Source organism: Planifilum fimeticola (assembly GCF_003001905.1).
Taxonomy (GTDB): Bacteria; Bacillota; Bacilli; order Thermoactinomycetales; family DSM-44946; genus Planifilum; species Planifilum fimeticola.
Genome location: NZ_PVNE01000017.1, coordinates 61,890 through 72,138, shown reverse-complemented (window position 1 = coordinate 72,138; position 10,249 = coordinate 61,890). Strand labels below are relative to the sequence as shown.

General features: G+C 57.0%; 14 protein-coding genes. 13 read left to right on the top strand and 1 reads right to left on the bottom strand.

Annotation, left to right across the window (positions count from 1 at the left end; translation table 11 throughout):
• The first annotated feature begins 255 nt into the window (after nucleotides 1-255).
• From CLV97_RS11275 to CLV97_RS11245, 8 genes are read left to right on the top strand one after another with little or no spacing between them, the layout of a single operon-like run.
• Nucleotides 256-867 (top strand): YphA family membrane protein, encoded by a 612-nt coding sequence (locus CLV97_RS11275; protein WP_146130476.1) that lies wholly within the window; start codon nucleotides 256-258, stop codon nucleotides 865-867.
• Nucleotides 868-889: 22 nt separating this feature from the next.
• Complete coding sequence (locus CLV97_RS11270; protein ID WP_106345624.1) at nucleotides 890-1,771, top strand: YIEGIA family protein; 882 nt, start codon at nucleotides 890-892, stop codon at nucleotides 1,769-1,771.
• 19 nt (nucleotides 1,772-1,790) lie between these two features.
• Complete coding sequence (locus CLV97_RS11265) at nucleotides 1,791-1,982, top strand: capping complex subunit for YIEGIA (RefSeq protein ID WP_106345623.1); 192 nt, start codon at nucleotides 1,791-1,793, stop codon at nucleotides 1,980-1,982.
• 14 nt (nucleotides 1,983-1,996) lie between these two features.
• Nucleotides 1,997-2,368, top strand: coding sequence for a hypothetical protein (locus CLV97_RS18165; protein WP_170070476.1), 372 nt, complete (start codon nucleotides 1,997-1,999; stop codon nucleotides 2,366-2,368).
• Nucleotides 2,365-2,841, top strand: a complete 477-nt coding sequence (locus CLV97_RS11260) for a DUF3189 family protein (RefSeq protein WP_170070475.1) — start codon at nucleotides 2,365-2,367, stop codon at nucleotides 2,839-2,841. The genes CLV97_RS18165 and CLV97_RS11260 overlap by 4 nt, the downstream gene beginning before the upstream one ends.
• Nucleotides 2,842-2,890: 49 nt before the next feature.
• Complete coding sequence (gene der / locus CLV97_RS11255) at nucleotides 2,891-4,207, top strand: ribosome biogenesis GTPase Der (RefSeq protein WP_106345621.1); 1,317 nt, start codon at nucleotides 2,891-2,893, stop codon at nucleotides 4,205-4,207.
• A gap of 36 nt (nucleotides 4,208-4,243) precedes the next feature.
• Complete coding sequence (plsY, locus tag CLV97_RS11250) at nucleotides 4,244-4,831, top strand: glycerol-3-phosphate 1-O-acyltransferase PlsY (RefSeq protein ID WP_211295735.1); 588 nt, start codon at nucleotides 4,244-4,246, stop codon at nucleotides 4,829-4,831.
• 9 nt (nucleotides 4,832-4,840) lie between these two features.
• Nucleotides 4,841-5,887, top strand: a complete 1,047-nt coding sequence (locus CLV97_RS11245) for an NAD(P)H-dependent glycerol-3-phosphate dehydrogenase (protein ID WP_106345620.1) — start codon at nucleotides 4,841-4,843, stop codon at nucleotides 5,885-5,887.
• A 140-nt stretch (nucleotides 5,888-6,027) separates the two neighbouring features.
• On the opposite strand, the gene CLV97_RS11240 is transcribed toward CLV97_RS11245, so the two are convergent.
• Nucleotides 6,028-6,525 carry a hypothetical protein gene (locus tag CLV97_RS11240; protein ID WP_106345619.1) on the bottom strand — a complete coding sequence of 166 codons (498 nt, stop codon included), beginning with the start codon at nucleotides 6,523-6,525 and terminating at the stop codon, nucleotides 6,028-6,030.
• Between the two features lie 179 nt (nucleotides 6,526-6,704).
• Between CLV97_RS11240 and CLV97_RS11235 the strand changes: the two genes are divergently transcribed.
• The 5 genes from CLV97_RS11235 to CLV97_RS11220 all read left to right on the top strand — a co-directional run bounded on the left by CLV97_RS11235 (nucleotide 6,705) and on the right by CLV97_RS11220 (nucleotide 9,972).
• Nucleotides 6,705-6,866 (top strand): DUF2768 family protein, encoded by a 162-nt coding sequence (locus tag CLV97_RS11235; RefSeq protein WP_170070474.1) that lies wholly within the window; start codon nucleotides 6,705-6,707, stop codon nucleotides 6,864-6,866.
• 29 nt (nucleotides 6,867-6,895) lie between these two features.
• Complete coding sequence (locus CLV97_RS11230) at nucleotides 6,896-7,624, top strand: DUF3939 domain-containing protein (protein ID WP_146130475.1); 729 nt, start codon at nucleotides 6,896-6,898, stop codon at nucleotides 7,622-7,624.
• Nucleotides 7,625-7,702: 78 nt separating this feature from the next.
• Nucleotides 7,703-7,855 carry a hypothetical protein gene (locus CLV97_RS18160; protein ID WP_170070473.1) on the top strand — a complete coding sequence of 51 codons (153 nt, stop codon included), beginning with the start codon at nucleotides 7,703-7,705 and terminating at the stop codon, nucleotides 7,853-7,855.
• 153 nt (nucleotides 7,856-8,008) lie between these two features.
• Entirely contained in the window at nucleotides 8,009-9,487 is a 1,479-nt protein-coding gene (gene spoIVA, locus CLV97_RS11225) for a stage IV sporulation protein A (RefSeq protein ID WP_106345616.1), read from the top strand.
• Nucleotides 9,488-9,693: 206 nt separating this feature from the next.
• A complete protein-coding gene (locus CLV97_RS11220; protein WP_106345615.1) occupies nucleotides 9,694-9,972 on the top strand; it encodes an HU family DNA-binding protein in 279 nt (92 codons plus the stop codon).
• The last annotated feature ends 277 nt before the right edge of the window (nucleotides 9,973-10,249 follow it).

The window sequence follows — 10,249 nt, the reverse complement described above, 5'->3', positions numbered from 1 at the left end:
AAACATCAAAAAAATGGCCTTGCTCCTCTCGAAGAGAGGAAAAGGCTTTGTGATCCGCCTAATTTACCAAATCTAATTTCCTTTATCTGTTTATTTCCCATAAACATGCAACCCCTGGCGCTTTTCTTGCGAAAAGAGCCAGGGGGTTTGTCATCAATCTCAGCCGACCTTTTGGTCGGCTTTTTTTGTTTTTCCTCGCTGATAGAAGGTGGGACGTGGAAGCATACTATGGGAAAACGGAAGGGGGCTTCAGGGGTGGCACCCGGAGTTGCGGCCTTCCTTTCCATCCTGGCGTTGATCACCCTGCGGGTGACGGGATGGTTTTCCCGTTTGCCGCGGGATCTGGGGCTCTCCTCGGGGAACGAACTGCTCGGATGGCTGCTCGCGGCCTCGGTGTCTTCCGTTGTGGAGATAACGGTTTCTCCCACGGTGACCCTACATGTGGGAGTCCTCTGGCTGTTCTTCGCCTTTTTGCGCTTGATGCGGGAGGTGCCGTCATCTTCCCGGTTGTCTGTGGGAACAGCCCTTCTCTTTTTCGGTTTCGCCTTTTTTATCGCCGGAGAGCTGTCGGAATTTGATCCCGCATGGGTGCTTTTTCCCCTTCAGCGGTTCTGCCTCGCTTTTTTGATCGGTCTCACCCTGTTGGTCGCGCCCCGATTGGACCTGCGGCTATCGATTTTGACGGGAGGGATGCTCACGGGCATCATCCTGTCCTCCTTAAGCCCCCTCTCTTCAACCGGAGGGATCCGCATCGGTTCCGCCGTCCACTGGGATATGCTGTGGATTTCAATGATCGCGCTGACCGCGCTCCATCACGTGCTTTCGTGGGCGGAACGGAAGTTGTTTCGATTCCGGGCAAAACTTTGACGATGTAGAAGGGAAATGAGCCATGAAGTTGGAACTCTATACCCAAGCGGTCATCGCCGGCCTGGTGGTCGGTTTTCTGGCGCGGTTACGGATGCTCCGTACCGATTATCGCCAATATCCCACGTATCCCCACGGGCAAGTGATCCATCTTTCCCTCGGGATGATTGCGGCTGCGCTGGGTTCAGTGGCGGTGCCGGCCCTGTTGGACCGCAACTACACGGCGGTCACCTTTTTGACGCTGGCGGCGCAGCAATTTCGGGAAGTCCGCAACATGGAGAGGGAAACCCTGTCGAAATTGGATCAAATGGAGCTGGTTCCCAGGGGCTCCTCCTATATCGAAGGAATCGCCATGGTGTTTGAAGGAAGGAATTATATCGTCATTTTTGCCGCCTTCGTCACATCCCTGGCGGTCATCCTGGGAGGGTGGATCAGCGGACTGCTTGCGGGTGCGGTCATGATCTGGCTCTCCGGCCGACTTCGCTCAGGAAAATACCTGGGGGAGATTGCAGATATTTCCGAAGGGGTTCTCCGCCTGGAGGGGCCCAACCTGTATGTGGATGACATTTATCTGATGAATGTGGGGCTTTTGGATGATCAGGAGCGAATCCGACGACACGGATTGGGCATCATCATCAAGCCCCGGGATAAGGACAGCCGGGTGACGATCAGCAACATCGGCCAGAGGCAGGCCATCCTTCACGATGTGTCCGCCATCATGGGTGTGTACAGGGATACAGGGGAGCCGGCTCTTGTGCCCATTTCCAAAAGGGATGTTCAAGATGGCCGTTTGGGACTCCTGATACTTCCCCAGACGCGGGATGCGCAAATGGCCATTGAAGTGATCAAGCGCGTTCCCGTTTTGGAAAGCGCCGTGAGGATGCCCACGGAAATAGGGGAAAACTAAGTGCCGGGAGGCGGTCAGGATGGGAACAATCGAAAAGGCGATTTTGGCGGTGGTGACCCGCGATATGGAGCGGGTGGCAGGCGGAGCCCCGATTTTCTATGCCGAGACGGAAAGGGAGATGGAGCATCTGGCTTTCACTCTGGAGAAAATCCTCGACGGCATGGCTCATCGACTGGATCCGGTGACCATGATCATTGTCCGACACGCATGAAAGGGCGAGTCTATTTGAGCGAGGACAGCGGCGGCTGCGCGCTGATCGCCGCCGCATTGGAAGTGATGTCCGATCGGAAGGAAATGCCCACCGCTCAAGAAGTGGCCCTTTGGGGGATGCAAACGGGCATGGAATGGTCCCGTACGGGATGGCTGTGGCCTGCCGGTGAAGCCCGGGGAAGATCGGTTTTCTTTTGCGGAGTGGAAAGCCGGGCGCCGATCCTGGAGCGGTCCCTTCATTGCTTGATGCCGATGCTCGGGGTGTCTCCCCTCCATTGGGAGTTTGTCCGCCTGCGCATCAAGGCCCCTCGGGTGCGCTCTTGGCGGGAACTTGTTCGGGAGTACCCCCGCCTGTCCCGATTGATCCGGGAGGAGATGGGACCTTGAGGATCTTCTATTATTGTTATGGCAGCGCCCACTCATCGGTTATCGCCGCGGCGATACATCTGGGCATGCTTCCCTCCCGGCGCCTTCCCACGATATCGGAGATTTGCAGTCTTCCCGATTTTGACCGAACATCGGAGCAGCAATTGGGAATGATTCACTACAAGGGAAGGGACGAATGGGGAAACCGGGTGTACACGGTGGGGCTGGGGAGCAAGCCGGTCGTGGCCTGCCGAACCCTTCAATCCATGATCCATCTGTTGGGTGATCCGGAGGATTTCCGGTTTTACAACGCCCTTCATTGTCTGAAGCTGTCTGGGAAAGTGGGTGGTGCCCTATCCCGGCGCTACGGCCTCCGATGCATTGGCCGACCTCTGGCAGCCTGGGGGGTCCGGCGGAGCTATTCCCTTCTGGTTGCTCTGGTGGAATCGGTTAAGGAGGAGGTACGTGTTGCTTCCCGGGATCTTTCCGGATAAGATTATTTAGGTATGTTTTTACCCAGGGGTTTTTTTGGAGGAATGGATCATGGTTTTACCCGTTGTAGCGATTGTCGGCAGGCCGAATGTGGGAAAATCGACGCTGTTTAACCGGATTGCCGGAGAACGCATCGCCATCGTGGAAGACAAGCCCGGCATCACCCGGGATCGCATTTACGCCCAAGGAGAATGGACCGGAAAGCGATTCCACCTGATCGACACCGGAGGATTGGAATTTGGCGGGGAAGATGCTTTTATCGATCACGTTCGTCATCAGGTGGAATTGGCTGTGGATGAAGCCGATGTGATCATTTTTGTCGTCGACGGCCGGGAAGGGCTGTTGCCGTCGGACGAGGAGGTGGCCACTTGGCTTCACCGCTCGGACAAACCGGTGGTTTTGGCTGTCAACAAAGCGGATAACCGCCGCCGGCGCGAGGAAATGTACGAGTTTTACAGTTTGGGTTTTGACGAAGTGATACCCATCTCCGCCCTGCACGGTACGGGGACGGGGGATCTTCTCGATGCGGTGGTGTCCCGTTTTCCGGAGGGAGAGGAGGAACTCTATGACGAGGACACGATCCGCGTTTCGGTCATCGGTCGGCCCAACGCGGGAAAGTCATCCCTCATCAACGCCATCCTGGGACAGGAGCGGGTTATTGTAAGTCCCATCCCCGGCACGACGCGGGATGCGGTGGACACGCCCCTTCATCGGGACGGACAGGATTTCGTGTTGGTCGACACCGCCGGGATTCGAAAGCGGGGAAAGGTGTACGAAACCACGGAGAAGTACAGCGTTCTCCGCGCGCTGCGGGCTATCGAGCGCTCCGACGTGGCGCTGATCGTATTGGACGGGGAGCGGGGCATCGCCGAGCAGGATAAGCGGATCGCCGGATATGCCCACGAAGCGGGGTGTGCTTCGATTTTCGTGGTCAACAAATGGGATGCGGTGGAAAAGGACGAAAAGACGATGGACCGCTTCCGCAGGGAGATCATGAACGCCTTCTCTTTTATGAATTATGCGCCGGTCCTGTTTGTTTCCGCGAAGACGGGGCAGCGGGTGCACAAGATCCTGCCCGCCGTCCAGGAAGTGGCGGAGCAGCACGCCATGCGGGTTTCCACCTCCGTCCTGAACCAGGTGTTGATGGATGCGATGTTGACCACGCCGCCTCCGTCGGAACGCGGGAAGCGGCTGAGAATCCGCTACGGTACGCAGGTGTCGGTCAAACCTCCGACCATTGTTCTCTTTGTCAATGATCCGGAGCTGGCGCATTTCAGCTATCTTCGCTACCTGGAAAACCGAATCCGCGAAGCCTTCGGCTTCCGGGGAACCCCCCTTAACATCCGTCTGCGCAAGGGGGATGATTAACAGCCGTGCCGGACATTCAACTGCGGGGGGAGAAACATGTTTTTTATCGCACTTCTTCTGGCTTATTTGTTGGGATCGATCAGTTTCAGCTATCTGGTGACATATAAACTGAAAGGGATTGACATCCGCCGGTACGGCAGCGGAAACGCCGGAGCGACGAACACCCTTCGGGTCGTGGGCAAAGGCCCCGCCGCCCTGGTTTTTCTGCTGGATGCCGTGAAAGGAATGGCGGCGGTGGGAATCGGTGAGCTGTTCGGTGGGGAACCCGCTCTGTTGATGGCGACGGGAGTGGCGGCCATCATCGGGCACAATTGGCCCGTTTTCCTCAATTTCCGCGGGGGGAAGGGGATCGCCACCACCATCGGCGTTACCGCGCTTCTGACCTTTAAGGCGGCCCTTTTGTCGGGAATTTTCGCGGTACTCGCCATCTTGCTAACCCGGTATGTTTCTGTGGGCTCCCTCTTGTTCGCCACGCTGCTGCCGATCCTGATCGGATGGATGGATTATCCGCCGGCCTATTTCTGGATCAGTCTGATCATCACTCTGCTCGCCTATCTTCGGCATCGGGACAACATCAAACGTCTGCTGAACGGAACGGAGAATCGCATCGGCGCAAGGAAATGACAGGAGGGGATGGAGAAGATGAGAGCGGCGGTGTTGGGGGCAGGCAGTTGGGGAACGGTGCTGGCCGCCCTGTTGGCCGATAACGGGTTTGCGGTGACGATCTATGCCCGGAATCCTTCGGTCGCGGAAGAGATCAACCGACGGCGAACCAACGCAAAGTATCTGCCCGAATTTCACCTTCCGGATGGGGTGAGGGCCACCACTTCCCTGGAAGAGGCCGTCTCAGACAGGGAGATGATCGTGGTGGCGGTCCCTTCCCATTCGGTTCGGGAAGTGGCCCGGTCAGCCGCCCCCCATCTGTGCGGCCGACCTTTGGTGGTTCACGCGACCAAAGGGTTTGAACCGGACACCCTCAAACGGATTTCCGAGGTTCTGGCGGAGGAATTTCCCGCTTTCCTCACCGATCGGATCGCCGTGTTGTCCGGCCCCAGCCATGCGGAGGAGGTGGCCCGCCGTTCACCGACCGCCGTGGTGGTGTCCTCGAAGAGCCGGGAGACGGCGGAAGCCGTTCAATCCCATTTGATCAATTCCTATTTCCGGGTGTACACCAATCCGGATCTGATCGGCGTCGAGATCGGCGGGGCGTTGAAAAACATCATCGCGCTGGGGGCCGGTCTGTCCGACGGCCTCGGTTTCGGGGACAACGCCAAGGCGGCGCTGATGACCCGCGGTTTGGCCGAGATTGCGCGGTTGGGGATGGCCATGGGAGCCCGGCCGATCACCTTCGCCGGCCTCGCCGGGGTGGGGGATCTCGTGGTCACGTGCACCAGCCGGCACAGCCGCAACTGGCGGGCGGGGTACATGCTGAGCCAGGGGCAAGCCCTGGAGGATGTGCTCCGGGAGATGGGAATGGTGGTGGAGGGTGTCAAAACGACCCGGGCCGCTCACCGGCTGGCGCAATCTTACGGGGTGGAAATGCCGATCACGGCGGAGCTGTATGCCGTTCTCTTCGACGGGAAGGACCCGTCCCGGGCGGTGGAGGATCTCATGGGACGGGGAAAAACCCACGAGATGGAGGAAATCGTGGAAGGATGGCTGAATGTTTTGGGCGAATGATTGGTTACCAAGCAGGGGATGACTTTCATATCCTGAAGTATAACCATTACCCGATGCTCGGCTTGAGGAGTTCGGGGTGGGGATCAGTCACAGCGAGGATCGGGTAATGGATCAGATAAAGGGGTAACGCGTCTGGCGCGTTACCCCTGTTTTTGTTGCAGGTCATCGCCTGGAGGCAATTGCTTCATCCATTGTGACAGCAGGTTTTGCACCAACGGGGATTGGAGCAGGGCCATGATCTGATTGATATCGATGTTTCCCGGAAAGGGTACCGGAGAATTGGACGGAGAGTCGCCGGAGGGGGAATCGTCTTCCCCCCACCCAAAGGGAGATTTTTTTTGGGTTCGGGGAGGAACCAGGCGAAGGAGAGGACGTCCCGGCTCCCGCTGTTTCTGGGCCATAAACGTTTGGGCGATCTCAAACATTTGATAAAGGGAATCCAGAATGTTTTCCAATCGCTTGAGCGATGTGCTCAGATCTTTGATCACCGAGCGGACCGTGAGAAAATGGCTGAGGATGTTGGCCAGGTTGAGGGACGAGAGGGGATTGGAGTTGCTGGCAGGGGCCTTGTAAGGGGATTTTGTCACCTTTCTCCGTTTTCGTTTCCTGGAAATCGCCGGTTGAATCGGTTTGCTCATGCTGCCACCTCCGCTTGCGGGCTCGTGTCATCCTATCCTATGCGCATTCCCATGGGAGGGCAGGGCCGTTGCCCGCCCAGCGGGATGGGTGCCTGCGGAATTCCGCGCCGGAGGGAAGTCGTTTGTCCCGATGCAGTGTGGTAAACTGAATAAGCAGATGACACAGAGGAGGATCCATGATGATCGATGCGATGATTGCGATCGTGTTTTTGTTTTTGGCCAATTTTTTGATCGCCTGGGCCAGGCAGCGGAAAAAGGGGTGGTTGCGCTTCTTTCTCTCCGCCGCCGCCTTTTTGATGCTTCTTCCGGCCTTTTTGTTCGGTTTGCGGGCGCTGCTCTGACCCGATGGCCCGAAGAAAGGAGGATGACCGTGAACAGGTGGATGCGGATCCTTGGCGGGTGCATGCCGGCCTTTTTGCTTCTGGCCGCAGGATGCATGTACCCCGATGAAAGGCTGCAACAGACGGACCGGCTGCCGGAACACGTGGCGATGGTCCAATCGGCGGCGGATCAGTTCTGGGAACAGAACAAGCGGTTTCCGATCAGGGAGGATTCCGACCGGGCGAAGGCGTCCCCCTATGAGAAGTATGTCGTCGATTTCTCAAAACTGGAGGGATACATCAGCCAGATTCCCCCCAGCTCCTTTGAAAGGGGAGGAAACTTTCTGTATGTCCTGGTGGTTTCGGAGAACAAGATGCAGGTCAAACTGGTGGACCTCAGAGTGACCGACCGCTTGCGCAACCTGCAGATGGCCGTCGACGCGTACCGGGAAAAGAAGAAGCGACTTCCCGCCGCCGCTTCCGCAGGAAAGGGCTTTTATGCCGTCGATTTCCAAGCGATGGGGTTGGAGGAGGAAAGGATTCCGAGCCCCTACACCGCGGGTTTGTCGCTGCCGCTGGTGATGAATCGTCAGGGGAAACTGTATGTGGATTATCGACCGGAAATTCTGCGCATGATGCAGGAAGGAAAACGGAAAGAGGATGAAGCGGGAGATCTCCGCGAATGGCTAATCCGCGATTCGATTTTCGTCCCCGCCCGTTCCCCGGGGATTCGCCTGGAGGGAGGCGAACCGGTACTCGTTGAAGAGGGGGCCGGTTGAAAAGGGCTGGCATATTTGTCCCGACCCGCTCATAAAACAGTTAGCAGAAAAGGATTCTATGGGAAGGGAATGGAAGGCATGGGGGACACGTTGCTATTGCTGTTGGTGGCCGTCGCCGCTTTTCTGCTGGGGCGCCTCTCCGCCTCCGTCAAAGTGGTGGGCTTCCGGGCGAAACTCGATGATCCGGAGGAGCCGCGCCGAGGGATGACCCGCTCTTTGAAAGGGGAGTGAACCGCCGGCAGGCGGTTCTGTTTTTCCCGCCGCCGCATTCATAAAGGGGAAGGGGCCTCATATATTTATAGTGTCCAAATCGTGCGGAGGAGGCGAAGGAGTTAAAGGGCAATCGACGGGCTTTTTCGCGGATACCTTGAAGGAGGGGTAAGCATGGAAAAAGTAGATATCTTTAAAGATATCGCCGAACGCACCGGCGGGGATATCTACATCGGAGTAGTCGGAGCAGTCCGAACCGGCAAATCGACGTTCATCAAACGGTTTATGGAAAAGGTGGTGATCCCCAATATCAGCGAGGAGGCGGACCGGATCCGGGCCACGGATGAATTGCCGCACAGCGGGGCCGGACGTACCATCACCACCATCGAACCCAAATTCATCCCCAATCAGGCCGTCAACATCCACGTCAGCGAAGGACTCGACATCAACGTCCGGTTGGTGGACTGCGTCGGCTACGCCATCGAAGGAGCCAAAGGCTATGAGGATGAAAACGGCCCACGGATGATCAACACTCCCTGGTTTGATGATCCGATTCCCTTCCAGGAAGCGGCGGAAGTGGGTACGCGCAAGGTGATCCAGGAGCATTCCACCTTGGGTGTGGTGGTCACGACCGACGGATCGATCACCGACATCCCGCGGGAAGCCTATGAAGAGGTGGAGGAACGGATCATCGATGAGATGAAGGAAGTGGGAAAACCCTTTATCGTTCTGCTGAACTCCACCCGTCCCCACAGCGAATCGGTCCAGGCCCTGCGAGAGGACTTGGCGGAGAGATACGATGTGCCGGTCCTGGCTCTCAGTGTGGCCACCATGATGGAAGAAGACATTTTGAACGTCATGAAGGAAGTGCTGTTTGAGTTCCCGGTTCACGAAGTGAATGTCAACCTGCCCGGCTGGGTGATGGTGCTGGATGAGGATCACTGGCTCCGCAAGGATTTCGAAAGTGCCGTGCGCGAAACCGTGAAGGACATCCGCAGGCTTCGCGATGTGGACCATGTGGTGGGACAGTTTGACGGATATGAGTTCATCGAACGGGCCGCCTTGTCGGGAATGGACATGGGGCAGGGGGTCGCGGAGATCGATCTATATGCGCCCGATGACCTGTACGATCAGATTCTGACGGAGATCGTCGGGGTGGAGATCCGCGGCAAGGATCACCTGTTGGAATTGATGCAGGAATTCAGCAAGGCGAAGTTCGAGTATGACAAAGTGGCCGATGCCCTGAAGATGGTACGGACCACCGGATACGGGGTGGCGCCGCCTTCGCTGGAAGAGATGTCCCTGGATGAACCCGAACTGATTAAGCAGGGGCCCCGCTTTGGCGTCAGACTTCGGGCGACGGCTCCGTCCATACACATGATCCGGGTGAATGTCCACTCCGAATTCGCTCCGATCATCGGTTCCGAACGGCAGAGCGAAGAGTTGGTCAACTATCTGATGAGGGATTTTGAACAGGATCCCCTGCGGATCTGGGAATCGGACATTTTTGGCCGCTCCCTCCATTCCATTGTGAGGGAAGGGATCCAGGCGAAACTGTCCATGATTCCGGAAAACGCACGCTACAAATTGCAAGAGACCCTTGAGAGAATCGTAAACGAAGGATCGGGTGGATTGATCGCCATTATCCTTTGAACATTCCAAAAAGCGCTCATTGAGTGCTTTTTTTGCTGAAAAAGGGACAATGGATCCCCTTTCCCCTCTTGATAACGCCCTCCGGTCTGTATTACTATAGGTGTGTCCCACGATCGTTTGGCCCGGAAGTGAAAAGGTATAGGGAAGTCGCGGAACGGGTAAACATGAGTTAGAGCGGTCGTGGAACTCATATGGAGGTGAGGTTTGTGAACAAGGCGGAATTGGTCGCCAGGGTGGCGGAGAAGACTGAGATGACCAAAAAGGACGCAACCCAGGCGGTGGAAGCCGTTTTTGAAACCATCAAGGAAGCGCTTCGCGCAGGGGACAAGGTGCAGTTGATCGGATTCGGCAATTTTGAAGTGCGCAAGCGTGCCCCGCGCAAGGGACGCAACCCCCAAACCGGGGAAGAGATCCAAATCGCCGAAAGCAAGGTTCCGGCGTTCAAACCGGGTAAAGCGCTGAAGGAAGAAGTAAACAGCCGGTAAAGACGTCTACATAACACCTGCCGGAAGCGGCCTCCGGGCCTGAGAAGCGATGGATCCGGAGTGTCGGAACCATTTTTCGGCCCGGCGGAAATCGGTTTTTCCGGTACTTGTCCGCAAAGGCCCCCTCGGGGGCCTTTTTGCTTTTTGTGATTCGTTGCTACAATAGGAATGAAGGCTTGCGGGGAGAAACGCGCAGGTCCTGGCCCGCCTGTGGTATAATCATTCGGAAAGCCTTTTTGGCGATGCGGCCCGATCGGGCCGAAAAGTATTGGAGGCG

Bases quoted from the DNA above. Each gene is read 5' to 3' on its own strand.
- CLV97_RS11270 (WP_106345624.1), top strand. From the start codon at position 890: ATGAAGTTGGAACTCTATACCCAAGCGGTCATCGCCGGCCTGGTGGTC.
- CLV97_RS11265 (WP_106345623.1), top strand. From the start codon at position 1,791: ATGGGAACAATCGAAAAGGCGATTTTGGCGGTGGTGACCCGCGATATG.
- der (WP_106345621.1), top strand. From the start codon at position 2,891: ATGGTTTTACCCGTTGTAGCGATTGTCGGCAGGCCGAATGTGGGAAAA.
- plsY (WP_211295735.1), top strand. From the start codon at position 4,244: ATGTTTTTTATCGCACTTCTTCTGGCTTATTTGTTGGGATCGATCAGT.
- CLV97_RS11245 (WP_106345620.1), top strand. From the start codon at position 4,841: ATGGAGAAGATGAGAGCGGCGGTGTTGGGGGCAGGCAGTTGGGGAACG.
- CLV97_RS11240 (WP_106345619.1), bottom strand. From the start codon at position 6,525: ATGAGCAAACCGATTCAACCGGCGATTTCCAGGAAACGAAAACGGAGA.
- CLV97_RS11235 (WP_170070474.1), top strand. From the start codon at position 6,705: ATGATCGATGCGATGATTGCGATCGTGTTTTTGTTTTTGGCCAATTTT.
- CLV97_RS18160 (WP_170070473.1), top strand. From the start codon at position 7,703: ATGGGGGACACGTTGCTATTGCTGTTGGTGGCCGTCGCCGCTTTTCTG.
- spoIVA (WP_106345616.1), top strand. From the start codon at position 8,009: ATGGAAAAAGTAGATATCTTTAAAGATATCGCCGAACGCACCGGCGGG.